The following is a 25,641-nucleotide window of genomic DNA, read 5'->3' on the forward strand; positions in this document are numbered from 1 at the left end:
CTTATTTTGGAATTTTTTTGCTGACTTTTTTATAGGTTTCTCTGCGATTTTCAATCTCACTGAGAAATTGCAGATAGTTGTCGAAACGGAAGTTTGCAATGATGCCCTCTTCTACTGCTGGTTTCACTGCACAAGATGGTTCATGAGTATGCGTACAAGTACGGAACTTACAGTCGCGACTGACACTAGCAATCTCTGGAAAGGCCTGGTTCAGCTCTTCAGCACTTGATACTTCATAATCTAGCGACGAAAAACCTGGTGTATCTGCGATTTTGCCTCCATTTAGGTTGTAAAAACTAACAGCTCGAGTGGTATGACGACCACGGCCTAGACTATCAGAGATTTCTCCCGTCTCTAGATTGAGGTCAGGAGCAATTTTATTAAGGAGGGTTGACTTTCCAACACCTGTCTGCCCCATAAAGACTGTCACTTTGTCTGTCAACAAGAGCAAGAGTTCCTCTTTACTAGTCACAAAATCGTAACCAATAGCACGATAGGTCTGCTCGTAAAAGTCCAGTTCTCCCCCATCTTCCAGTAAGTCCATCTTGGAAATATAGACGATAGGATGAATCCCCTTGTGCTCTAAAAGAACCAAGAACCGATCCAACAAGTTGCTATTAAAGTCAGGTTCTTTAACGGACATAATGACAACGGCTTGGTCAATATTGACAATGGGTGGACGAACCAGACTATTTTTTCGTTCATGAATTTCCAAAATATAGCCTTCTGAGTTCTCCTCTGCAGAAAAATCTACCCAATCCCCAACATAGGGCGTATGGCCTTTTTTACGAAAATTCCCACGGGCGCGTGTTTGATAAACCTGGCCCTCACTCTCCACATAGTAGAAGCCAGCCAAGGCTTTAATGATTTGTCCCTGCATCTTAGAGCCCTTGTCCTTTAAGCGCATCTGCTAGACTGGCAAATTCTTCTAAGCCCAGAGCTTCACCACGTACACTCGGTGACAAGCCCGCTTGATCTAAAGCCTTTGTCAGTTTGTCCTTGATCTCCTCAGTTTTCCCAAAGTAACCTGTCAAGTTGTTCCACAAGGTCTTGCGACGATGGGTGAAACTAGCCTTGGAAACCTTAAAGAAGAAGTTCTCGTCTTCAACTGCTACAGCTGGTTCTGGACGACGTACCATTTTCAGGATAGCTGAATCTACATTTGGCGCTGGCACAAATACTGTACGAGGCACGATAAAGGCAACCTTGGCAGTCATATAATACTGAACTGCAATTGACAAGCTACCGTAAGCCTTGGTATTTGGCTTAGCAGAGATACGATCTGCCACTTCTTTTTGCATCATGACCACAAACTCACTAAAAGGAATGCCACTTTCAATCAAGTGCATGAGAATAGGAGTTGTGATATAGTAAGGCAAGTTTGCCACTACCTTAATTGGTAAATCAGGATTTTTGAAATTCTGGATATGTTGCGCTAGATCGACTTTTAGAATGTCCTCGTTGACTACGGTAACATTGTCAAAATCACGCAGGGTATCTGCTAGAATTGGCACCAAACGGTGGTCAATCTCAAAGGCCATAACTTCAGCCGCACGCTCAGCCAAAAATTCCGTCAAGGCACCAATTCCTGGACCAATTTCAATAACATTGACCTGGTCATCAACTTCAGCCGTATCCACAATTTTTTGAAGGATATTGGTATCGGTCAAGAAATTTTGCCCGAAGGATTTTTTAAAGGTAAAACCGTGACGCTCCAGTACTGCCTTGGTCACGCTATAATCTGCAATTCTCATTTATTCTCTTTTCTAATATTGAAAGGTTTTCTAATCTTGAGCTCTTCCTTCTTGTTCCTCACTAAGCTTTTGCATGTCTCTAAAAGCTGTTAGGCTAACATAGGCACCCGCTTCATGGTATTCCGTTGGGTTAATGGCATAGTCAAAGAATTCAATCATGTTACCAGCGCTTTCAATCATTCCATTCCATTTTTCGTCAAAGACCATTCGCAGACGTTTCCAATCAGTAAATACTGGGACAGAATTTCGGCCATTTTTGCCTTCTCCAGTTGGTATGTTAAATTTAGCTGATTCTTCTAAAACAAAGGAATTTGATTCCTGACCACCCTCTGATAAGCCTGAAGCCGCCTCTAAAGGCAATAAGAATTTGGCTTTTGGCACAGCCATTGAAAAGAACTTATAATAAAGCTTATAAATTACTTCTTCGTCTTCTGTCGTCGGACTATCTAGTTGTCCCATCAAAAGCATCCATCTTACTACATCAGGATTCATGACAGGAACTTGTATTTCTGGTAAATCAGAAAAATCTGGTTTTTGAACCAAGGCAGAGGCACTGATGCTAACTTCCTTGGAATTAAAAATTGCTCCCAAGGCACCATTTAAGTAAAAAGCTGTCCCAAGGAAATTTTCAATCCCTTTTTTATCTTCCGTATTTTCAATCAGTTTTACGACTGAGTTTGGTCGGCTGTCAATGGTTTCCTTGAATTGGCGATACCAAGATGGTGTCAAAAGCATAATCATGGGATCAGTGCAGAGATACCCTTCTTCTCCTCTGTCATAGGTCGTTGAAAAGAGGTAAGGCTCGCCTGTTTTTTCTGAATAAACTGCATAAACTGCATCTGCTTCTAAGAGCTTATCTTTAACGATTTCCGCTAGACGTTCCAACTTGCGAGTGTTGGATTGATAGCTTTCTTCACTTTCAGTTTCCTGATTTTGACGGCATTTCCATAAAAAGAGACGTAAAATCTCTACGCTGTCATCAAGGGTAGCTGCCAAATAGTCTTCATTTGTTAACTGACCCTCTTGGATGGCTACAAAAGCACGATAAAGAGCATCTGAATAGCTAGATAATTTTTGTTCTTCCTCAATACCTGAACTAAAGAGCACACTTCCTTTTTTCAGTTTATCCAAAGAAGGAATCCTATCAACCACTAGATGGGCAAGAACTTCATCAGTTAGACTATCTGCATCTTTGTTTTGACTGCTAAGTTTTTTAACCTCTACAGTACCAAGACTTTCCATTCCTTGGTCGGGATTGCAAAACTGCAACTGATCTCCAACCTTGACACTACCTTCTAGACTCCCAACAATCAATAATTGGTTCGTTTCCTTCATCGGGAACAAATCTAGAACACCCACGCAAGCATTGCCTTTCGCTTCTTCTGCTTCCTTATTGGATTCAGTTGTTTTTGTTGCTTCAGTCTTTTTCAAATAGTCAAAGATTCCCATAACTTTTCCTCATTATCTCCACTTAGCACAATTCCTATGGAGTCACTTTTCTAATGCTTGCTACCAAGCCTGATTAAACCGTTTATGATTACTTCTATTGTATCACATTCCCTCCACATTTTGGGGGAGTTTCTCAATTCTCATACGATTTCATAACATCTTCAACTTCAGCTAGACTTATCCCAAATAACTCCAAACGTTTAAGGAGTTGTTTCCCATTGGAATAACCGATACGAAGACTTTCTCCTAGATATTCTCTGCGTTTTCGGCTATCTACGCCGGCTAGAAAACCAAGACGAATCAAGTCGCTACGACTAATATCAAAGTCACTTTCTACTTTAAACTGTTCAGTTACTTGTTCTAGTGCTATCTTCAAGTCTTCGTAGCTAGCATGCTCAATTCCTAGAGAACGTCCCTTGGTCTTAGATTTTGGCACTGCCTCATCACGTTTGAGAAAGGCGTGCTGAACTGTCGGAATGGCCGTCATAATCATCCGACGAATGCGTTCCCCGTTAAAATCAGGATCCGTAAAGACAATCACCCCATAACGTTGGTGTAGACGTTGGATTCGTTCAAGATCTTGTTCATTGATCGCAGATCCACGAGTCTCATAGGTCTCCACATCAAAGTAGCGTTTTAAATTAGCCGTATCGTCACGTCCTTCTACCACGATGACTTGGGTAATTTTCTCTTTCATGATTTACTTTCCAATCCAAAGATGCCTTCTGCATTGGCACTTGTCACTACTGCCAATTCTTCTGTCGTCATACTACGCAAGTCCGCAATAAAGTCTACTACATAGCGCGTGTAAGCTGTCTTATTTTCACGCCCACGCTTGGGTACTGGAGCTAAATAAGGTGCATCTGTCTCTACCAAAATCTTATCCAAAGGTAACTCTTTAGCCACTTCCTGAATATCTGTCGCCTTCTTGAAGGTCACCACTCCAGAAAAGGAAATAGTCATACCAAGCTCCACAAACTTCTCAGCCCACTCCAAAGAACCTGAGAATGAGTGCATAATCCCGCCACGAGGACCAACTCCCTCGCTCTTAATAATCTCATAGGTGTCTTCTAGCGCATCACGGGTGTGAACTACAAAAGGTAAGTCCAGTTCCTTAGATAGCTGAATCTGACGACGAAAAACCTTTTCTTGAACTTCCTTAGATGCCGTCATCCAGTGGTAGTCCAAACCAATCTCGCCCAAGGCAACAACTTTTGGATGTTTTAGTTTTTCTAGCAAGTAATTCTCAACATCCGTTGTATAGGTTCCTGCTTCCGTTGGATGCCAGCCAATCGTCGCATAGAGTTGGTCATACTTGTCTACTAGTTCTAAGGCCCGCTCAATAGTCGGTTTGTCAAAACCAACAATATTCATCCGAGTTACACCCATTTCAGCCGCTAAGGCAAGTTCTTCTTCTTCGCGTCCCAAAAATTCTTCCACATTCAAGTGGGTATGAGTATCAAAAATCATTTATATTTCCTCGTTTTTTCTACCTTCTATTATACCAAAAAAACTAGTCTCATCCTTATAGGAAAAAATATTTTGAAATCATTCATTTTTTCTTGACGACTTTTTTTCATAGCAGTATAATAACTCTTGTTGAAATTTTCAGAAAAGGAAAGAAAATGTTTACAAAACTAAAATATACCTTTATTGGTCGTCCCCTTAAGTCCTTAACTGAAGGCGAGGGAGGACTACTTGGAAAAACGCAGGCACTCGCAATGCTATCAAGCGATGCTCTATCATCTATTGCGTACGGGCCTGAACAGGTCGTCCTCGTCTTGGCTAGTCTTTCTCCGCTTGCTATCTGGTGGAGTCTCCCTATTGGTATCTTTGTCCTCTTACTATTAGCTAGCCTGACGATATCTTATCGACAAATCATCCATGCCTACCCTCAAGGCGGGGGAGCCTATATGGTTACTCGAGAAAACCTATCTCCTGAGCTAGGTTTGATTGCTGGGGGAAGTCTGCTTGTTGACTATATGCTAACAGTAGCCGTATCAGTGGCGGCAGGAGCTGACGCTATCACTGCTGCACTTCCTACCCTCCATCCTTACAACCTCCACATCTCCATTTTTCTAGTATGTTTGCTCATGCTTTTAAATCTACGAGGACTAAAGGAATCCGCAAGCTCTCTGATGATCCCAGTCTATCTCTTTATCTTTAGTACGGTCTTCCTCTTATTGTTTGGTATCTTCCAACTATTGACAGGTTCTCTTAATTATCATGCAACTTCTGCAATTGGTCAAACTGTCCCAAGTTTGTCAATTGTCCTAATCTTAAGAGCCTTCACCAGCGGTTCGGCTTCACTAACTGGAGTCGAAGCTATCTCAAACGCTGTTCCGTTTTTCAAAACTCCCAAAGAGAAGAACGCTGCCCAGACACTAACCATCATGTCACTTATCCTTGGATTTCTATTTGCAGGGATTACCTTCTTAAACTACTGGATGGGAATTACTCCTCAACATGGAGAAACAATCCTTTCACAAATGGCTAAAGGAATTTTAGGGAATTCAGCAATTGGTCAGATTGTTTATTATCTCTTCCAATTTTCAACAGCCTTAATCCTAGCCGTCGCTGCAAATACTGGTTTTTCGGCCTTTCCGATGTTAGCTTACAATATGGCCAAGAACAAGTACATGCCCCATCTCTTTATGGAAAAGGGAGACCGCCTAGGTTACTCAAACGGTATTTTAACCTTAGCTTTTGGTGCTATAATCCTTCTGCTTATTTTCAACGGAAATACAGAACGCTTGATTCCTCTCTATACTATCGGAGTTTTTGTTCCTTTTGCCCTTTCTCAAACAGGGATGATTCGCCACTGGAAAAAAGAAAAAGGCTCTCATTTCTTAAAATCTGCATTTGCTAACATCCTCGGCGCTATCATTTGTTACGCCATTGTCCTTATTCTACTCCTCTTCAGGCTTGGGGATATCTGGCCATTCTTCCCAATTATCCTGATCCTAACCTTCCTCTTTTTGTCCATCCACAGTCATTACCAAAAAGTGGCCAAACAACTTCGACTTTACGAAGGAATTCAAAAGAAAACCTACGACGGCAATGTCGTCCTTGTCTTAGTAGGAAATGTAACTCGAGTCAGTGTTGGAGCGATTAATTACGCTCAAAGCATCGGAGATGAAGTTTTGGCCATGCACATTTCCACCAAGGAAACTGAGGAAAAAGACCAAGAAATCCTCCAAGAATTTGCCGATTACTTCCCAAATATTACTCTTAAAAACATTAATACCAGCTATCGCGACATCATTACTCCTACAGTCCGCTATGTTCGAAAAATCTCTCAAGAGGCCAAGAAAAAGAACTACACGGTTACAGTTCTAGTACCCCAGTTTATCCCTAACAAACCTTGGCAAAATATCCTACACAATCAAATGAGCCTCAAATTAAAATATGCTCTCAGATGGCACGAAGATGTCGTCGTGGCTAGCTACTCTTATCATTTGAAAGAATAAAGAAAAGCTCAAAATCAGAGAATTAACCTTCTGATTTTGAGCTTTTTCTAAATGTGATTTTTTCAAGACGTCTTCTAAAATGTTTATTCTAAATCAATAACTTTAGAAAACTCTCTTTTTAAATAAAAGAAAAATCAGTAGGCTCGAGTTCCTACTGACTTCTTTGTTTCATTTGTTTGGATTATGCAGCCAAAACTTTGCGTCCTTTACGACGACGAGCTGCCAATACGCGACGACCGTTTTTAGTTGACATACGGTTACGGAATCCGTGTTTGCGCGCACGACGAAGTTTACTTGGTTGATAAGTACGTTTCACGATGAATACCTCCTCATAGATTTTGTATTCGTTTAGCCGGCTATAAAGTGATCAGTTACTAAACATACTTTACTATTCTATCTGATTCTGATTCATTTGTCAATAGCTCTGACAAATGTTTCCAGCTTTTTTGCTATGAAAGCCTTATCTACGATACTGCTTCAGGAAGCGAGTCATTTTTTCCTGTATTTGGGCCAACTCATCGACACGTGGTAGATAAACGATACGGAAGTGATCTGGTTCTTTCCAGTTGAAGCCACGTCCATGTACCAAAAGCACTTTTTCTTGTTTCAAGAAATTGAGGACAAATTGTTCATCGTCATCGATACGATACATATTGCGGTCGATTTTAGGGAAGATATAAAGACCCGCTTTTGGCTTAACAGCTGATAAACCAGGGATATCTTGAATGGCATTATAAATAAAGTTTCTTTGTTCATAGATACGACCACCAGGAAGAAGCAACTCATCCACTGACTGGTGACCACCTAGTGAAGTTTGAACAACCTGCTGGGCAAGTACATTCGAACAGAGGCGCATGTTTGAAAGCATGTTGAGACCTTCAATGTAGCCCTTTACATGATGTTTAGGTCCAGACAAGACCATCCAACCAACACGGAAACCAGCGATACGGTGAGATTTAGACAGACCATTCATGCTGACACAGAAAAGGTCTGGGGCCAAACTTGCGACGGGTGTGTGGACATTGCCATCCATAACCATACGGTCGTAAATTTCATCCGCAAAGATAATCAAGTCATTTTGACGAGCAATCTCGATGATATCTAGTAAGAGTTCTTTAGGATAGAGAGCCCCTGTTGGGTTATTCGGATTGATCAAAACAATAGCCTTAGTATTTGAACTAATCTTAGACTTAATGTCATCTAGGTCTGGATACCATTCCGCTTCTTCATCACAGACGTAGTGAACCGCATTTCCTCCAGCCAAGCTAACTGCAGCAGTCCAAAGAGGATAGTCAGGCATAGGAACCAAGACTTCATCGCCGTTATCCAAGAGACCTTGCATGGACATGACAATCAACTCACTAACCCCATTTCCAAGATAGATATCATCGATACCTACATTTGGGAAGTTTTTCAGTTGGCAATATTGCATAATCGCCTTACGAGCCGAAAAAATCCCTTTTGAATCTGAATAACCTTCACTATCACGGGCATTCATAATCAAGTCGTGTATAACCTCATCTGGTGCTGTAAAGCCAAACTCAGCTGGGTTTCCTGTATTTAGACGCAAAATCTTTTCACCATTTGCTCGCATGCGCATGGCTTCTTCCAAAACTGGACCACGGATATCATAAGCCACATGCTCTAATTTTATTGATTTGTTAAATTCTTTCATTTGAGTTCCTCTATTCATCAGGATAGTTAATATTATACCACTCCAAAACGAAATCGTAAATTTCCCAGTACTATTCCACAAAAAACCTTGCTTAACGCAAGGTAACAGGACAAATCCGATTTCTTTCTATTTTGGGAGAAGAAAGAGTAGATATACTTCTCTAAAAAGCTGGACAAATTGGACCAAAATCTTTGTAGAGAAACTCTGGTGATCGAAAACAAAGTCATTGTAAGGGATGGTAACTGCATGAACAAAAGAATTTCTACTTCTATTCAGCAAAACGCAAAGAAAAAATAAGTAGACTGACCAGCATTAGGAATAATGTTAGACTAAGCCGAGTCTAGTTGTAAAAATACCATCTCACTAACTTATTTCTTTGCCCTGTCAATTCATATTATACACTAAAATCTTTGCATTTTCAAACAAGTCTACATATAAAAAGAACTCAATATTTGAGTTCTTTTTATCTACTATTTCGCAATTTCTGCCAACATTTTTTCGATGTGTTGGATGGATTTTTCACGTCCAAGCAAGTAGATGGTATCTGGCAATTCAGGACCATGCATTTCACCTGAAACGGCGATACGGATTGGCATGAAGAGATTTTTCCCTTTGATACCAGTTTCCTTTTGGACCGCTTTGATTTGTGGGAAGATATTTTCTACCACAAACTCATCGTCTGACATGGCTTCGAGTTTCGCTTTGAAAGCCTCAAGTACAGTCGGAACCGCTTCGCCAGCCATGACTTCTCGCTCAGCTTCTGTCAATTCTGGGAAGTCTGAGAAGAAAAGGTCTGTCAATGGAACGATTTCGTCCACTGACTTCATTTGTGGTTTGTAGAGTTCCACCAATTTCTCAGCCTTGTCTGTCAAACGTCCCGCTTCTTCGAGGAATGGTTTGGCCATTTCAAAGATAGTCTCAAGATCCGCATTTTTAATGTACTCATTGCTCATCCAGTCCATTTTCTTCTGGTCGAAGGCTGCTGGAGACTTGCTGAGACGGTTTTCATCAAAGAGTTTGATAAGCTCTTCGCGAGAGAAGATCTCATCTTCCCCACCAGGGTTCCAACCAAGCAAAGCGATGAAGTTAAAGACTGCTTCTGGAAGGTACCCTTTCTTACGGTAGTCTTCGATAAATTGAAGAGTGTTAGTATCACGTTTTGAAAGTTTTTTACCCGTTTCAGAGTTGATAATCAAGGTCATGTGACCAAATTCAGGTGCTTCCCATCCAAGTGCTTCATAGACCATGAGCTGTTTTGGTGTATTAGCAATGTGGTCGTCTCCACGGATTACGTGAGAAATTTGCATATCGTGGTCATCGATGACAACGGCAAAGTTGTAGGTTGGATAACAATCTTTCTTTTGGATAACCCAGTCACCACCGATATTGCCACCTTCAAATTCGATATCACCTTTAACCATATCATGCCACTTGTAAATACCAGACTCATTCACTGCCAAACGAACCGTCGGGGTAATCCCCGCTGCTTCACGTTCAGCCACATAAGCTGCTTTTTCTTCTCGGCTCATACCAAGGTATTCGTTAATGTAACGAGGTGTTTCACCTGCTGCTTCTTGACGTTCACGTTCTGCTGCTAATTCTTCTTCTGTAACGTAAGATTTGTAGGCTTTTCCTTCAGCTAAGAGTTGGTCGATATATTTTTGATAGAGTTCCAAACGCTCAGACTGGCGGTAGTTTTCATGAGTCTCTGGACTTTCATCCCAGTCCATGCCTAACCAACGAAGGTTTTCAAGCTGTGAACGTTCTCCGTCTTCGACATGACGTTTGCGGTCAGTATCTTCGATACGGATGATAAAAGTTCCACCATGGTGGCGTGCATATAAATAGTTAAACAATGCTGTACGGGCATTACCGATGTGTAATAGTCCTGTTGGACTTGGTGCGTAACGCACACGAATATCTTTTGACATATCTTCTCCTATAAAGTCTCTAGGCGTCTGCCTTTTCACTCTCTATATTATATCACAAGTCTCGCCAGAGTCCAATTTCTCTTTTCAAGAAATAGCAAAAAGAGTGGTAAAACCACTCTTTTTTATTCTATTATAGACGAGCATTAAGTTCTTTGCTCAATTCTTCAAATCCTGGTTTACCAAGAAGGGCAAACATGTTGCGTTTGTATGCTTCAACACCTGGTTGGTCAAATGGGTTGATAGCGTTCAAGTAACCTGAAAGGGCGATTGCCAATTCGAAGAAGTAGATCGTGTAACCAAGAGTGAAGGCGTCTTGCTCAGGAAGAGTTACGTACATATTTGGTACGTCACCGTCAGTGTGGGCAAGAAGAACACCGTCAGTCGCTTTTTTGTTTACAAAGTCAACGTCTTTTCCTTGAAGGTAGCCAAGTCCGTCAAGATCTTCTTCCAAAGTAGGGATAATCACATTCTTACGAGGTTTGTCAACGCGGACAACTGTTTCAAACATGATACGAGTTCCTTCTTGGATAAATTGACCCAATGAGTGCAAGTCTGTTGAGAAGTTAGCTGAAGTTGGGTAAATCCCTTTTTGGTCTTTCCCTTCTGACTCACCAGCCAATTGTTTCCACCATTCTGAGAAGTATTGAAGGGATGGCTCGTAGTTTACCAAGATTTCAGTTGCATAACCTTTACGGTAAAGGATGTTACGAACAGCTGCATATTGGTAAGCTTCGTTTTCAGAGATTTTATCTGAAGTATAGTCTTTACGAGCTGCGTTAGCACCTTCCATAAGGGCTTTGATGTCTGCACCTGATGCAGCGATTGGAAGCAATCCAACTGCTGTCAATACTGAGAAACGTCCACCGATGTCATCTGGAACTACAAATGTTTCCCAACCATTAGCATCTGCTTCAACCTTAACAGCACCTTTTTGGCGGTCAGTTGTTGCGTAGATACGTTTGTTAGCTTCTTCTTGTCCGTATTTCTTAACCAAAAGTTCTTTGAAGACACGGAAAGCGATCGCTGGTTCAGTTGTTGTACCTGATTTAGAAATCACGTTTACTGAGAAATCTTTATCTGAAACGTACTCTACCAAGTCAGCAAGGTAAGTAGATGAGATTGAGTTCCCAGCGTAAAGGATTTGTGGTGCTTTACGTTCTTCTTTTGTTTGCAAGTTTGCAAAGTGGTGGTTCAAGAAGTCAATTGCTGCTTTAGCACCAAGGTAAGATCCACCGATACCGATAACAACCAAAACATCGCTGTCTGCTTTGATTTGTTCAGCAGCTTTCAAGATGCGGTCAAATTCTTCGCGGTCGTAGTTTTCAGGAAGGTCCAACCAACCCAAGAAGTCGCTACCAGCACCAGTTCCTTTACGGATCAATTCGTCTGCTGCTGTAACTTGTGCTTGCATGTATTCCACTTCATGCGGAGCTACAAATTTATCTAACACTTTTGAATAATCAAATTTAATATGTGACATGTTATTCCTCCATAATTTCTTCTTTACTATCATAACGCTTACCAGCAATTTTTTCAAGTTTTTATACTGAATTTCCTCAAATTTTATCATAATTCAAACGTTTGCGTAAAAATACAATTCTATAAAGATTCGCAAATGATGAATAAAAAAAACGACTAAATTTCTAGTCGTTATAATTCATTCAATAAATACTCAAATAATTCTAAGTTGCCATCTTCTTCATTGACTAAGAATTCTGGATGCCACTGGAGACCAATAATACGGTGCTCATCAATGGATTCGATTGCTTCAATCGTTTGGTCGCGAGGATCTACTGCTGTTACACGGAAATTCGGTGCCAAGTCTTTAATGCTCTGACGGTGCACTGAGTTTACTTGACTTTCTTTACCAAATAATTTAGACACCACACTGCCATCAACTGTCTCAATAGAATGTGAAGTCCCAAAAGGTAGACCTTGCCAATGACCTTCAATATCCTGATTGAGCGTTCCACCAAAGGCAACGTTGACAAGCTGAACACCACGGCAAATGGCTAAGATTGGTTTGTTCTGACGCAAGGCTTCTTGTAGAAGAGCTAGCTCAAACTCGTCGCGAGTTAGGTTATAGTCGTCGCTATCAATTGTTTTTTCCTCACCATAAAACTGAGGATGGACATTTTGCCCTCCAGTCAAGATAAGCTTGTCTATCATTTCTACATAGTCGTGCACAACTGACTCATCACCAACTGGGATGACCAAAGGAAGTCCGCCAACCTGACGAATACTCTCAGCAAATTTACAAGAGACTGATGAATGAATATTTTTTCCTTCTGCGTCCACAGGACAGAGATTTGCCGCTACTCCAACAACTGTTCTTGCCATCACTGATTTCCTTTCCTTGTCCATTGATAATCTTATCTTATCATCCTTGCCCACTCCTGTCTAATATGTATTTTTTAAGTCCGTGATAAATTTTTTTTATCAGAAAAAGTTGCCCTAGTTTAGGACAACCTTCTATTTATTCAAAGACAAATTGATTATGATACAATTCTGCGTAGAATCCACCAAGTTTCAGCAATTTCTGGTGATTTCCTTGTTCGATAACTTGACCATCCTTAAGGACAATAATTTGATCCGCATTGAGAATGGTTTTCAAGCGGTGAGCAATCACAAAACTAGTTCTTCCTGCCACAATAGCTTCCATGGCATTTTGAATCTTGCTTTCTGTTACAGTATCCACGTTTGATGTTGCCTCATCCAAAATTAAGACCTGTGGATCTGTCATCAAGGTACGAGCAATAGAAATCAACTGCTTCTGACCGGTTGAGAATACGCTCTGATCATCATTAATTAGAGTATCGTACTTATCTGGTAGACTTTCGATATATTCATGGATATGCGTAGCCTTAGCAGCTACTTCTACCATCTCCTGACTAGCATCTGGTACACCGAATCGAATATTGTCACGGATGGTTCCGCTAAATAAAACTGAATCCTGCAAGACAATTCCCACCTTGCTTCGCAAGCTATCCAAATCAAATTCTCGGATATCTCTACCATCAAAACTGATACTTCCTGCATCCACATCATAAAAACGATTGATCAAGTTCATGATAGTTGTTTTCCCTGAACCTGTCGGACCAACAACCGCAATCATTTTCCCTTTTGGAGCTGAAATGCTGACATCTTTTAGAATTGGTTTCCCTGGAACGTATGAGAAGTCTACGTTTCGAATCTCCACACCCTCTCGTAATTCTGTGAAATCTGGAGCATTTTGAGGGCGGACTTCTTCTTCGGCATCAAACATTTCTTGGATACGTTCTGCACCTGTAAAGGCCAGTTGCAAACTTCCCCAACTAGCTGCCAATTGGATTATGGGTTGATAATACTGTTGAGAAAACTGGGTAAACATGACAATCAAACCCAGAGCAGTTGCTGTCTCGATGTTCTTATCATTCAGTAAGACAGCTGAACCGACAAAAATAACAATAGCTGTATTGACCAAACTCATTCCGTTCATGACAGGAAAGAGAATCCCTGAAAACATTCTGCCCTTAAACGTTGCTTTACGGACACGCTCGTTTTGCTCAACAAAACCTGCGATCACATCTTCTTGAATGCCTTGAACAATAACGGCTTTTTGTCCAGAGATACTTTCATCCATATAAGCATTGAGCTTCCCAACTTCTTTTTGCTGAAGATTGGTATATTTTCTTGCCAATTTCAAAATGACAATCAGCATGATGACAGCTATTGGAGTGCTAGCAATCGTAATCAAAGCCAAGGTCACATTTTTTGCGAACATGACAATCAACAAACCAATATAAAGGGCAATATTGGTCATAACAGACACCAGACTTTCGTTGAAAGCCTGTAGGATGTTATCCAAATCACTGGTAAAACGTGACAGGATATCACCATCTTGATGGCGGTCAAAGAAGGAAACGGTCAAGCGAGAAAGCTTGCCAAAAAGTCCCTTACGCATCTCATTTGTCGATTCGGCAATAATACGGCTCATCAAAACCATATAGATAAGACTCGACACCACGAGCACAATCAAAATATAAGCAAGATTCATCAAGAGTCCTAATAGACTTTGCCAAACCATATCTGGATTTCCATTTTGATAAGCTATAACCAAATTAGCCAGTTCTGTGACTGTTTGACCTGCAAATACTGGAAAGAGGGCTTGTGCAATCGTTGCAATGATAATCATAGCAATAACAACGACAAAGGATATCTTATAAACTTTAAAATAGTTCCAAAAGAATTCAAATGTCTTCATCCTACTCCTCCTTTCCTTTTTGCGTCTCGTAAATTTCACGATAAACTGGGTTTGATGCAACCAAGTCAGCGTGTTTGCCTTGACCAATCAAGCGACCTTGGTCAAGCACTAAAATTTTATCAGCATGCACAACAGAGCTAATCTTTTGTGCGATGATAATCGTAGTCGTCCCCTTCAAATCCTTGTTGAGGGCTTCTTGAACCAAACGTTCCGATTTGGCATCAAGGGCAGAGGTTGAATCATCGAAAATCAAGATACGAGGATTGCTGACAATCCCACGCGCAATAGACATTCTTTGTTTTTGTCCACCAGAAAAGTTAGTCCCACGTTCCTCAACCGGACTTTCAAAGGCCAAGTCCATACGACTAATAAATTCACTGGCCTGAGCAATACGAGCTGCGCGTTCCATTTCTGAAACTGTCGCATCTCCCTTACCTTGTCTGAGATTATCTGCGATGGTTCCACTAAAGAGGACGGCTCTTTGTAGGACGATAGAAACTGTCTTACGAAGCGTCTCTTCACTAACTGTCCGAATGTCCTTTCCACCAATCTTGATCGAACCTTGCTGAGGATCAAATAATCGTGGAATCAACTGAGCCAAGGTTGATTTCCCTGCACCAGTTGCTCCGACAACCCCAACCATTTCACCAGCTGCGATATCGAAGGATACATCTTTTAAGATAGGTTCTTCATCATTTGGATAGGTAAAGGTAACATTTTCAAAACTAAGACTTCCTTCCAATTCTTCATCTTCCACATCCTTAAAGGTCATAGCTGGTTCTGTATCAAGGATTTCACGAATACGACGGAGGGAAATCATGGCACGAGTGACTGAGTTCCCCAAAAATCCAACCATGACGATGGTAAAGATAATCTGACTCAGGTAGTTTACAAAGGAAGCAATGGAACCAACTACTGACGGATCTGACTCTGCCATACCTGCTACAAGCCAGATTGAAAGAAAGACAGCCCCGTATGAAATCATCATCATTACAGGTTGAACGATAGAAAAGGCGTAGCCGATATAAAGGTTTTCACCCAGTAATTCATCTGATACCTGCGTAAACTTATCAAACTGGTCTTTTTCTTGAACAAAAGACTTAACCACGCGCACACCACGTAAATTTTCTTTGGCAATGGCATTGATACGCTCCAATAAGGTCTGGAATTTTGCAAAGCGCGGTCCCATCATCCCCATCATAAGACCTGTCATGGCGACGATCAAAACGACCATAAGAACCAGCACCCACCACAGCGAAGGCAGAGTGACAACGGCTAATATAAAGGAACCAATAAATAAAATCGGTAGTCGAAAGAGGATTTGGAAGGTCATCATAACGACGTTTTGAATCTGATTGATATCGTTAGTCATACGCACAACGAGGTTCCCTGCATTAAACTTCTCAATATTGGCGTATGAAAAAGTTTGAATCTTACGAAAGGCATCTTCACGTAAGTCAGACGAAACTCCTTGAGCAATGTAAGCTGCTAACACTACATTGATCCCACCTGCGACCAAACCAATCAAGGCAACAAGAATTAACCAAAAACCGATAGTATAAATAGCTTCATTATCACCCGTTAGCAGTGCCTCTAAAACCTCCTGCAAATAACGTGGTTGCAAGAGTGAACTCGTTACCATTAGACCTGTCATAACCAAGGAAGCCAGGGCCTGCCATTTATAGGCTTTTATTTTCTGAAACAGCATATTTCCCCCTTATAAGATAGACAAAAGGGAACGACAGCTCTGTCAGTCCCTTCTTATGCTTTCATGTTGATGTTATTCTAACAAAAAAGAATGCTATTGTCAAAGCACTCAGCTCTCGCAAGCTTGTGAATTAAGACATTAGCATTCTATCAATCCTTTAAAAATTCTTCTAAATTTAGTGCTGAATTTTATTGCTCTGAACTATCTTGCTCGTCTAGCTTAACTCGTCCAATTTCACGGTAGCTACAGTCCCCAACAATCTTGACTGAGAACTGACCATCTTCGTACTCTAGAATCGTCACACTTCCGTTATCAAGACCATGTGGATGCATGCCGTTAATGAGGTAAACAATAGTTCCAATTGTCATTCCATGACTGACAACGAGAGCATTCCCTCCCCCATTAGCTTCCATTTCCTTGGCAATGGCTTCAAAACCTTCCCAGATACGACCACTTAGTTTTTCCCAGCCCTCAGCCCAACCTGCTGTGTCCACTTCTACCAGACCTTCAGCCAGCTCAGCATAGGACAAACGATGCACATGGTCGACATTAAAGATACGAGGAATAATCCCCATAAATAAGTCCCCATCATAAGCACCATCAAAACTACCAAAGCACCATTCACGGATTCGCTTATCCATACGATAAGGAATTTGTCCTGTCAAACCTAGTTCCTCAAGGATAATTCCCATAGTCTGGATGGTACGTCCTGAGTCACTTGAATAAGCACGCTCAAACTTTAAGCCTGACTCACGCAAGCCAATTCCCAATTCATGAATACCTCGCTCACCTTCAGCTGTTAAAGGAGTATCACTCCAGCCTTGAGCACGCCCAATCGTATTAAACATTGTTTTCCCATGACGCACTAGATACAATTTTACACTTGCCATTTTTGGTCCTCCATATGTATCTATTATAGCACGATTTCAGGTAAAAACCTCGTCCAAACTACTCTGTGTTGTTCTTTGAAGGTGCTAATTTGGAAGACCTAGCAGTCTCTTTTTTGACTCCTTCTTCTGTTTTCTCCTCATTTCCTTCTTTGGACCTGTTTTCTGTTTTCTCAGACTTTTGACCGGTCTTTTTTAAAGGAGAAAAGTGAAATTCAAACTTATTTTTTCCTGTGTCAATAGTCGTTGTGAAGAATTTTTCGTCATTTCGATAAGTTGACTTCCCTACATTAAATGACTGCTCTCCATTTTCAGAAGAAGCTTTTTCATAGGTTCTCTTAGCCATAGCAAATGCAAGAAGTTTTTCTTTATTTAAGGCATAATCCTGATGATGTGCTACTTGCCGATTTAGATAAAACTGCAACAAAAGACTAAAAATTCCAGCAATAGTGACAGCGTATAGGAGAACTCCTGCTCTAACTTTTTTCTTTCTCAACACGATAGATAAATTCCCTCTCTAGTCCCTTTTCAAACTGAAAGTGAAAGTGCAGCTCCTGCCCTTTTTCTTGAATTCGAGCTGATTTTAGACCGTAGACCATGGGTTGATAACCACGTCCACTAGCATCTGTTTTCCGGAAATCATTTGACTTTGATTTACCCATGGAAATGGGGTTCCCTTCCTGTTTGAGGTAAAGTCTATCATTCTCCACTTTTTCAAATTGCGCTCGATTCAACTCCGCTTCCAGCTGATCCACAAATATGAGCCACTCCTTCTGCTCACTTTTCTGCTGATAGCGAACCTCTGAAACCAAGAGTTGACTCATAGCTTGAAAGAGGAGCAAGCTACCACTAATAACAAGAAGGGCAACCAGGGATTCTAAAAGTGTAAAAGCTCTAGCTTTACTTTTCCTCAATCGCCAGTAATTTTTCAGTCTCATGATACACCTCCAAACCTCGCTCATTCGAGACAACATTAACCGTAAGCCCATTGACAGTCAACTGCTTTTGCCCAGTCTGCAATGCCATTCGAGCCACTCGCAAAACTTCCTCCTGTTCCATGAGTCTTGCTTCCTGTCGTCTACTTTCTTGAATCTGCCCTAGCAAGAGGGTTGCAATACTGGCAAAAATAGCGAGTGAAATCACTGCCTCCAGTAGAATAACTGCCTTAATTTTTTGCTTCTTGAATACGTTTAATCTTTCCATTTCCTAGATATAGTTGGTAGCGAACCACTTCTTTCCTTGTTTGAAATCTCACGCTCGCCAGAGACGAATTCCCACCAGCCTTGTCAAAGGTGATTGACTGATTAGACTGTAATTGAATTCCTTTCGGAATCGCTAATTTCTGATAGCCATTGCCAATGCTTCTCTCTTCTAAAATCAAGTTCATCTTTTGTTGACTAGCCAGACTTCGCTTCTGGGTTTCCCGATAAAGTTCCTCAAACTCCATAAAGAAAATTTGTTCTTCCACAGCCGCAAAAGTCGACTGGACTGAACTGGACAAGCCCAAGGCTAACATACTAGCTATTCCTAAAACTAATAAACTTTCTAACATGGTGAAAGCCCTAATCCGCAACTGTTTGACTTGTCCCTTGTTTTGCATGATATTCCTTATAGGCTTTTGCTTGCTCAGCAGTGATGCGTCCATCTGCCTCTAGTTTACTTAGACTAGCATCCTCATTTTTATCTAGAGTATAGAGTTCAGCTTGGCTTTCTACCACCTTGACGACAGCTGCTTTACCCTTGTCATTCACTGCATCCTTTTGCTTAGTAAGATTTGGCACAAACAGTAAGAGTAGGACACTAATGATGAGCAACACGACCAACATTTCGACCAGTGTAAAAGCTTTTGCCTTGGCTTCTTTTAATTTCATCATCATCTTTTTCATCTAAAAATTTACCTCCATATTTTGATACATTGGCAGCAACATGGCTGCGTACAATAAAACGATTAGCAGGGCTACAAAAATAAATACCAGCGGTTGAACTAGATTCATGGTACGATTGACTCGGGTAAAAAATGCCTCCCAAGTTTTTTCTGCATAGATTTCCAATTCGCTCCCCAGTTTGGATTTGACCTCTCCGTATTCAATGATTAAACCCAACTCTCTTCTAAAGAAAGGATAATGTTGCACAACTTTCGAAAATTCATGCCCATTTTGCAAGGCTTGATCTAAATCTTGTCCTATTTCCCTAAAAAGAGGATTTCCTTGCTCCTGCATCATCTGGAAAATCTGTGATAGCTCCAGACCTTGACCAATCATATTACCCCATCCTCGAGCATAATAGGCAGTTAGATAATACTGAATAAACACACCTATAAAGGGGATTCTAGCCAAAAAAGAGAAAACTTGAATCTTCGCAGACTTCCTGTAGAAAATCAGCCCAGTTAAAGATGCTAAACCCAGTGCTAGAACAAACCCAAGAAAAATCTGTGGCAGGTTACTAATCACTAAGGTAGCTATGTTACTACTATCCAGTTGGGGCAAGAGATAATTTCGCAAACCCATCATAATGAGCAGTAAGAAAGCTAGCAAAATAAGTGGGTAGGTCGCAACTTCAATTAACTTCTTCTTGACCTTAGCAAGATTATCCAAATATTCTTCAATTTTCCCCAAACTCAAATGGAGATTCCCATGAACTTCAGCCAATGAAAGTTGCGTGACAATCGCACTCGAGAAACCTAAATGACCCATCATTTCCGAAAAAGACTTTCCTTGCGCAAGTCCTAGGCGCATCTGCGATACATATTCCTTTTCCAACAAGAGACTTCTATCTAGAAAGGAAATGATTTCTACCAGATGAAAACCACTAGAAAATAAATTGTTAAAGAGAGTGATGATTTTCTTCTGCTTACTGGTAGCTAATTTTCTCCGTATCAGCTTGAAGGGCAGTGATATGTCCTTCTTTAAGAAGCTGGTCAATTTGTCCATTCCACTTTTCTGCCTGGTGTTCTTGATAATTTCCATTTGCAACATCAATGATTCCTCCTCCCCCGATTAGTCTCTGGTAACAAACACCTTGTAAAACAACTGCTAGTTCATCTTCACTGACACCCAGTTCTAAAAGACGCTCATAGACACCACGAACACTCTTGGCATGGATTGTCGAGAATACCGTGGCACCTGTCAGACTAGCTCGTACAACGGCACGGGCTGTTTCACTATCTCGAATTTCTCCAATAATTAAAAGATCTGGACGATGTCGTAGGGAAAGTTTTATCAAGTTTTCATAGCTCAGTCCGATAGCTTCATTGAGCTGTAATTGCAGCATCTCTTCCTGCTTAATTTCTACTGGATCTTCAATGGACATGACCTGCCGACCCTTAAACAATGACTTGGCTAATTCATGCATCAAAGTAGTTTTACCACTTCCTACGGGGCCTGCAAAAAGATAAAGCCCGCGTTGCCTAAAGCCCTTTTCCAGTTCCTTAAGGTCCTGAAACCAGAAGCGCAACTCTTGTTCTTGATCATGCAAAAGCCGGATAACTAGACTCTCATGACCACGATAATCTCCCACCGTCGATAAGCGTAATGAAGAAACCTTATTTCCATGCTGATAATCACAGGAACCAAGCTGACTACGGCGTTTTTCTCCAACGTTCATCCCCGCAATAAACTTAAAATGACTAATGACAGCCCCCAACTTTTCAAAGTCATAGGTGTTAATCAAATGTCTCTCATCTCCAACTCGCATATGTAGCTCGTAAATCTTTTCTTTAGGAATAAAATAGATGTCCTGAGCTCCCTGTTTTTTGGCCAGTGTAATCAATTCTTGTGCAAGTATTTGTACCATATCTTCCTCCTCATTCTTATTATTCGAAGAAAATATAAAAAAGAAGAAACAACTTCATTAAAAAGTTGTTTCTTCTTTTTTTATACGACAAGTACGGTGGATTTCTAAACCAGTCTGCTTTTCGTAACCAGGTCTAAATTTTTCATCAGGAATGACTTGACCATCTTCCAACAAAGCCAAGGAATAATATTGCTGAAGAAATTCATCGCATTCTTCACACCAGCGTTTATCTTCTGGATCCCAAAAAATAGTCATCAAGTCTCCTCTACTTTTGTAAAGGGGAATCTCCTTTTCTAACTCAAACCAACAAGACTTATAATATTTCAAAGCGTCATAATAGTTATCAAATTTTTTGCTCGCAATGACGTCGTCTTCCCAGCCTTCTATAAACCACCACGGTTCAAAATCTCCGTACATTTTTATAACTCGATACATAGTTTAACTTCCTTTGTACCGTATATTATAGCGAAATTTTGAGAACAATGAAAGAATTTTGCTCATTTTCACGAATTATATAACATTTTCAAAAAATCCAGCTATTCAAAAACGAATAACTGGATTTAAAAACAAGATTAACCTTCTGAAATATCGTTTTCAATGATCACTTTAATCGCATGATGATCAGCGGCCTTACTAAATACTTCATAGGCCTTTTCTATTTCACTAAGTTTGAAATAATGAGTTACCAATTTTTCTGGTTCAATTTTATGGCTTTCCAAAGCTTTTAACAATTGAGGAGTTGTATTGGTAGAAACCAATCCGGTAGTTACATTAATGTTCCGAATCCAAAGAGTGTCCAAATCAAACTGAACTGGTTTACCATGCACACCACAGTTGGCTACTGTTCCGTCTACACCGATAATCTTTTGACAGAGATCAAACGTTGCAGGAATTCCTACCGCCTCAATAGCGACATCTACACCTCGACCATCTGTCAAATCATAAATTTCTTGAATTGCTTTTTCAGGGTCTGAAGAATTAATCTTATGAGTAGCACCGAAAGAAACTGCAGTATCCAAGCGATTATCGTCTAGGTCCACCATAATCAATTTAGCTGGAGAATAGAATTGTGCCGTCAAGAGAGCTGCCAATCCAACTGGCCCTGAACCAACGATAGCTACACTACAACCAGGCTCAACTTTCCCTTTTAAGACACCAATTTCATAGCCAGTTGGCAAGATATCAGATAACATAACCAAAGCTTCATCAGACAAGTCAGCTGGAGTATGATAAAGAGTATTATCAGCATGAGGCACACGAAGATATTCTGCTTGCATACCGTCAATCAAATGTCCAAAAATCCATCCACCCTCGTCTTCACAGTGAGCATAGATTCCTTTTTTACAATAGTAACACTTGCCACATGCACAAACGCAAGAAATCAAAACCTTATCACCCTTTTTGAAGTTTGAAACTCCTGCTCCGACTTCCTCTACAATACCAATTCCTTCATGTCCTAGGATAGTTCCACTCTTACAAGCAGGAACATCCCCTTTAATAATATGAAGGTCTGTACCACAAATAGTAGTCTTAACGATACGCACAATAGCATCTGTTGGCTTGCGAATAACTGGTTTGTCAACATCAACAAATGACGCAAGGCCTGGTTTAACGTAAGTATAAGCTTTCATAAGCAATCCTCCGCTTTTTTATTTGTATTATTTATATCATAATTGTAAGCCTTTTCATTGAAAAAATCAAGTGAATTGTGAAAGAAATAACAAATTAATTTAAAAAAAGAAGAAACGAAAATCGTTTCTACTTTTTAGATTATGCTTGATAACGTTTTTCACCATCTAGATAAGTTGCTACTAATTCCAAATCTTTATCTAGCACGATAAAGTCAGCATCGTAGCCTTCACGAATTTGTCCACAGACGTCATCGATATGAACTGATTTAGCTGGGTTTAGACTAGCCATCATGACTGCTTCATGAGGATTTGCAATTCCCCACTCAACGACATTTTTCAAACCATCTTTAAGTTTGAGAATGGAACCTGCCAAGTTACCTGTAGATTTAAGGCGAGCAGTCCCATTTGCAACTACAACTGGAAATTCACCTAACATATAATCACCATCTTGCAAACCACCTGCTGTCATACAGTCAGTGATAAGGGCAATATTTTCAGTTCCTTTTTGTTTAAGAAGAATTTCGCAAGCCTTAGGATCCACGTGATGACCATCACAAATCAATTCTGCATAAGTGTGTGGTAACTCATACATAGCACCAACCATACCAAGTTCGCGGTGTGTTAAGCCACGCATTCCATTATAGGCGTGAACCCATACACTAGCTCCAGCATCAACAGCTTTTTTTGCTTCATCAAAGGTAGCATTAGAGTGACCAAGAGCAACAGTTACACCTTCACCAGTAATTGTACGTACAAAATCCTCAACACCATCACGTTCAGGTGCAAGAGCAATTTTATTAAGAAGACCATTAGCAGCCTTTTGCCAAGCGCGGAATTCATCCATACGTGGATCTTTCATATAGGCAGGATTTTGAGCCCCCTTAAATTCTTCGGTGAAGTAAGGTCCTTCAAAATAAATACCACGAATCTTCGCACCAGATGCTTCTTGATATCGTGCTCCAATGTTTTCAGTAACAGCCAGCAATTGTTCGTATGATGAAGTTAGTGTAGTTGGTAGGAAACTAGTAACACCTGTGCTAAGAAGGCCTTCACTCATCGTATGAAGTGTACCTTCGATGTTATTATCCATAACATCAACTCCACCAAATCCGTGAATATGTGTATCAACAAGACCAGGAGCAATACTATAACCAGTATAGTCAATAATTTCTGAGTCCTCAGATACTTGATCCACATGCTTACCAAATTTACCATCAATTAGTTCTAGAAAACCGCCACGGCGAACACCATGAGGATAGAAAAATTGATCCGCTTTAATATATTTAGGCATAATGATAACCTCCGTAATTCATTTTTCTAATATTTATTATGTCAATTACATTATAAACCTTTCTGTGTAATTTGTAAATGGTATAGACCTATTATAGTTAAATTTATAAAGAAATAATATAAGATTTAGTAAATATATAGTAAAGTAATATTGATCATTCAGGTTAACAATAAAATTTAGAAAAATATAAGTAATTTTAAGTAACTGCGAGAGAAAAAAATGGAAGAGAAATTAAAAAAACAAGGTCCGAAAACCTTGTCTTTAATACTATACCGGCGGCCGGGGTCGAACCGGCACGTCCTTGCGGACACTGGATTTTGAGTTTGATTCTTGAGGGGTTGTAAGAGCGAGAACCCATTAAAAACAGTATTATAAGCGACTACTTCTATCGCAAAAACGGTGGAATTTTTTATTTTTTGGAAATTTTTAGGAATTAGTGTATTCACCTATTTTATTTCTTCATCAATTTTATAATATTCCTTTATGTATTCATAGTACTTATAAATTGCTTGATTTAAAATATAAGCCTTAGTTACACGACCTTCTTTTTCAGCAATAATTTTTTGGATTTCATCTAATTCATCCGATGAACGTTTTGTCATATAAAAAGCTATTTGTTTCTCCATTATAACTCTCCTTTATTTAATTAATTAAGTTTATTTTAACAAAAAAACTAGTAATTAGCTATTTTTTTTGTTGACAAAAGCTATTTTTTTGAATATAATAGCTATGAACTAGTGAATAGCTATTTAAAACAACGAAAGGAACTAGTATGGATAAATTGGAACAAGAGGCTTTAGATTACTTCTATGAAGAATTGGAAAGCTATTATGATGAAGACGAACAAGGAGAAATCTTTGACGGCTTGAGCGACTAGCGGGAGGAGAACTCCTCCTCTTGCTGATTTACTAACGGAATAGAAAGGTTTAATTATGACACAACTTAAAATTTTGAATTGGAACGTTAACCAACGTTCTGGCCTTGGAGAACAAATTCCTGATGTGGTTGTAAATGAGTTAAAACATTTAGATGCAGATATTGTGTGCTTAACAGAGTACGTAAAAGGAAAAAATCACTTTGAATTTTGTGAACAACTAAAATCTTTAGGTTACTCTTTATTTATGTATCCTGAATATATCAAAAAATTTCAAAATGAAATTTTGATAGCAATAAAAACAAAATTCGTTACACTTCCCCGAATAACAACTTTCCCAAAAGAGGAAATGTTTCCCGATTTTTTACATCTACAAATTGATTTAGAAGGTGCTCCCTTGCATATCATTGGTGCGAGAATAAAAATTGCTACCATTAATAATAAACTCCCCTATAATAGAAAATTACCACTTTTAGTCAAGGACGCTAAAGAACGCTTGCTACAAATTGAGTATATTACAGAATACGTTCGTAAATTAAACGGGAACATTCTTATTATGGGCGACTTTAACAATTATCACTACTTTGAACATCAAAAAACAGACTCATGGGAACATGATAAGGAGTTTTTACAAAATTATTATTCTTATCCTCTCGTAGTCGAAAAAATGAATGAAGTAAATCTTGCCACCTACTCTCCTACAGGTAATTATGATGAAGTCTATTCATGGATTAACCCAAAAATAAGGGCAGATAATATAAAACGCTATATTAGGAATGACCACTTGTTTTCAAACTTAGCAGAAATCAGCGATATTAAATATAGCTGGGAGTTCACTAAAAATCCCAAATATCAAAATAAAGTTGGCTTCCCCGACCACGCTATTCTTTCAGCCTCTATCTCTTTATAGTACTTGTTCATTAGAGGAGGTAATGC

Annotated in this window: 26 protein-coding genes; 2 read left to right on the forward strand and 24 right to left on the reverse strand. The window is 39.9% G+C overall.

The window, feature by feature from the left end; all coding sequences use genetic code 11:
• Position 1: 1 nt before the first annotated feature.
• The 5 genes from rsgA to M1F91_RS04935 all read right to left on the reverse strand — a co-directional run bounded on the left by rsgA (position 2) and on the right by M1F91_RS04935 (position 4,673).
• Entirely contained in the window at positions 2-880 is an 879-nt protein-coding gene (rsgA, locus tag M1F91_RS04915) for a ribosome small subunit-dependent GTPase A (protein ID WP_247912893.1), read from the reverse strand.
• A gap of 1 nt (position 881) precedes the next feature.
• Positions 882-1,754, reverse strand: a complete 873-nt coding sequence (gene rsmA, locus M1F91_RS04920; RefSeq protein WP_247912864.1) for a 16S rRNA (adenine(1518)-N(6)/adenine(1519)-N(6))-dimethyltransferase RsmA — start codon at positions 1,752-1,754, stop codon at positions 882-884.
• A gap of 30 nt (positions 1,755-1,784) precedes the next feature.
• On the reverse strand, positions 1,785-3,203 hold the full coding sequence (locus M1F91_RS04925; RefSeq protein ID WP_247912865.1) for an SseB family protein: 1,419 nt from the start codon (positions 3,201-3,203) through the stop codon (positions 1,785-1,787).
• Positions 3,204-3,336: 133 nt separating this feature from the next.
• On the reverse strand, positions 3,337-3,900 hold the full coding sequence (rnmV, locus tag M1F91_RS04930; protein WP_247912866.1) for a ribonuclease M5: 564 nt from the start codon (positions 3,898-3,900) through the stop codon (positions 3,337-3,339).
• Positions 3,897-4,673: a TatD family hydrolase gene (locus M1F91_RS04935; RefSeq protein ID WP_247912867.1), complete on the reverse strand. Its 777-nt coding sequence runs from the start codon at positions 4,671-4,673 to the stop codon at positions 3,897-3,899. The genes rnmV and M1F91_RS04935 overlap by 4 nt, the downstream gene beginning before the upstream one ends.
• 155 nt (positions 4,674-4,828) lie before the next feature.
• Here M1F91_RS04935 and M1F91_RS04940 point away from each other — a divergent pair, with 155 nt between their 5' ends.
• Positions 4,829-6,673: an APC family permease gene (locus M1F91_RS04940; protein WP_247912868.1), complete on the forward strand. Its 1,845-nt coding sequence runs from the start codon at positions 4,829-4,831 to the stop codon at positions 6,671-6,673.
• 181 nt (positions 6,674-6,854) lie between these two features.
• Here M1F91_RS04940 and rpmH read toward each other — a convergent pair whose 3' ends face one another.
• From rpmH to M1F91_RS05035, 19 genes are all read right to left on the reverse strand, one after another.
• On the reverse strand, positions 6,855-6,989 hold the full coding sequence (rpmH, locus tag M1F91_RS04945; protein ID WP_000831905.1) for a 50S ribosomal protein L34: 135 nt from the start codon (positions 6,987-6,989) through the stop codon (positions 6,855-6,857).
• Positions 6,990-7,133: 144 nt separating this feature from the next.
• Positions 7,134-8,348 carry a pyridoxal phosphate-dependent aminotransferase gene (locus M1F91_RS04950; RefSeq protein ID WP_049494525.1) on the reverse strand — a complete coding sequence of 405 codons (1,215 nt, stop codon included), beginning with the start codon at positions 8,346-8,348 and terminating at the stop codon, positions 7,134-7,136.
• Between the two features lie 470 nt (positions 8,349-8,818).
• Entirely contained in the window at positions 8,819-10,279 is a 1,461-nt protein-coding gene (gene gltX / locus M1F91_RS04955) for a glutamate--tRNA ligase (RefSeq protein ID WP_247912869.1), read from the reverse strand.
• A 130-nt stretch (positions 10,280-10,409) separates the two neighbouring features.
• A complete protein-coding gene (locus tag M1F91_RS04960) occupies positions 10,410-11,759 on the reverse strand; it encodes a glucose-6-phosphate isomerase (protein WP_004251578.1) in 1,350 nt (449 codons plus the stop codon).
• Between the two features lie 170 nt (positions 11,760-11,929).
• On the reverse strand, positions 11,930-12,619 hold the full coding sequence (locus M1F91_RS04965; protein ID WP_247912870.1) for a gamma-glutamyl-gamma-aminobutyrate hydrolase family protein: 690 nt from the start codon (positions 12,617-12,619) through the stop codon (positions 11,930-11,932).
• A gap of 136 nt (positions 12,620-12,755) precedes the next feature.
• The gene (locus tag M1F91_RS04970) at positions 12,756-14,522 is read right to left on the reverse strand and encodes an ABC transporter ATP-binding protein (protein WP_247912871.1); all 1,767 of its coding nucleotides are present in this window, start codon (positions 14,520-14,522) and stop codon (positions 12,756-12,758) included.
• Between the two features lies 1 nt (position 14,523).
• Positions 14,524-16,230, reverse strand: coding sequence for an ABC transporter ATP-binding protein (locus M1F91_RS04975; RefSeq protein WP_247912872.1), 1,707 nt, complete (start codon positions 16,228-16,230; stop codon positions 14,524-14,526).
• Between the two features lie 188 nt (positions 16,231-16,418).
• Complete coding sequence (locus tag M1F91_RS04980) at positions 16,419-17,120, reverse strand: histidine phosphatase family protein (RefSeq protein WP_074324295.1); 702 nt, start codon at positions 17,118-17,120, stop codon at positions 16,419-16,421.
• Positions 17,121-17,178: 58 nt separating this feature from the next.
• On the reverse strand, positions 17,179-17,616 hold the full coding sequence (gene comGG / locus M1F91_RS04985; RefSeq protein WP_247912873.1) for a competence type IV pilus minor pilin ComGG: 438 nt from the start codon (positions 17,614-17,616) through the stop codon (positions 17,179-17,181).
• Complete coding sequence (gene comGF / locus M1F91_RS04990) at positions 17,594-18,055, reverse strand: competence type IV pilus minor pilin ComGF (RefSeq protein WP_247912874.1); 462 nt, start codon at positions 18,053-18,055, stop codon at positions 17,594-17,596. Before comGF ends, comGG begins: the two co-directional genes overlap by 23 nt.
• A complete protein-coding gene (comGE, locus tag M1F91_RS04995; protein WP_223338756.1) occupies positions 18,018-18,320 on the reverse strand; it encodes a competence type IV pilus minor pilin ComGE in 303 nt (100 codons plus the stop codon). Before comGE ends, comGF begins: the two co-directional genes overlap by 38 nt.
• Entirely contained in the window at positions 18,283-18,717 is a 435-nt protein-coding gene (gene comGD, locus M1F91_RS05000) for a competence type IV pilus minor pilin ComGD (RefSeq protein ID WP_247912875.1), read from the reverse strand. Before comGD ends, comGE begins: the two co-directional genes overlap by 38 nt.
• Positions 18,680-19,003, reverse strand: coding sequence for a competence type IV pilus major pilin ComGC (gene comGC, locus M1F91_RS05005; RefSeq protein ID WP_000738607.1), 324 nt, complete (start codon positions 19,001-19,003; stop codon positions 18,680-18,682). The genes comGD and comGC overlap by 38 nt, the downstream gene beginning before the upstream one ends.
• Positions 19,004-20,047 carry a competence type IV pilus assembly protein ComGB gene (gene comGB / locus M1F91_RS05010; RefSeq protein WP_247912894.1) on the reverse strand — a complete coding sequence of 348 codons (1,044 nt, stop codon included), beginning with the start codon at positions 20,045-20,047 and terminating at the stop codon, positions 19,004-19,006. It lies immediately after the preceding gene.
• On the reverse strand, positions 19,968-20,909 hold the full coding sequence (comGA, locus tag M1F91_RS05015; protein WP_247912876.1) for a competence type IV pilus ATPase ComGA: 942 nt from the start codon (positions 20,907-20,909) through the stop codon (positions 19,968-19,970). Before comGA ends, comGB begins: the two co-directional genes overlap by 80 nt.
• 57 nt (positions 20,910-20,966) lie before the next feature.
• Complete coding sequence (locus tag M1F91_RS05020) at positions 20,967-21,344, reverse strand: DUF1033 family protein (protein ID WP_247912877.1); 378 nt, start codon at positions 21,342-21,344, stop codon at positions 20,967-20,969.
• A 137-nt stretch (positions 21,345-21,481) separates the two neighbouring features.
• A complete protein-coding gene (locus tag M1F91_RS05025; RefSeq protein WP_000649456.1) occupies positions 21,482-22,540 on the reverse strand; it encodes a zinc-dependent alcohol dehydrogenase family protein in 1,059 nt (352 codons plus the stop codon).
• Between the two features lie 139 nt (positions 22,541-22,679).
• Positions 22,680-23,831: an N-acetylglucosamine-6-phosphate deacetylase gene (nagA, locus tag M1F91_RS05030; protein ID WP_247912878.1), complete on the reverse strand. Its 1,152-nt coding sequence runs from the start codon at positions 23,829-23,831 to the stop codon at positions 22,680-22,682.
• A gap of 446 nt (positions 23,832-24,277) precedes the next feature.
• Positions 24,278-24,457, reverse strand: a complete 180-nt coding sequence (locus M1F91_RS05035) for a hypothetical protein (protein ID WP_000414802.1) — start codon at positions 24,455-24,457, stop codon at positions 24,278-24,280.
• 306 nt (positions 24,458-24,763) lie between these two features.
• Here M1F91_RS05035 and M1F91_RS05040 point away from each other — a divergent pair, with 306 nt between their 5' ends.
• A complete protein-coding gene (locus M1F91_RS05040; protein ID WP_247912879.1) occupies positions 24,764-25,615 on the forward strand; it encodes an endonuclease/exonuclease/phosphatase family protein in 852 nt (283 codons plus the stop codon).
• Positions 25,616-25,641: the final 26 nt, after the last annotated feature.

The sequence above is a fragment of the Streptococcus sp. oral taxon 431 genome (assembly GCF_023110115.1).
Classification (GTDB): Bacteria; Bacillota; Bacilli; order Lactobacillales; family Streptococcaceae; genus Streptococcus.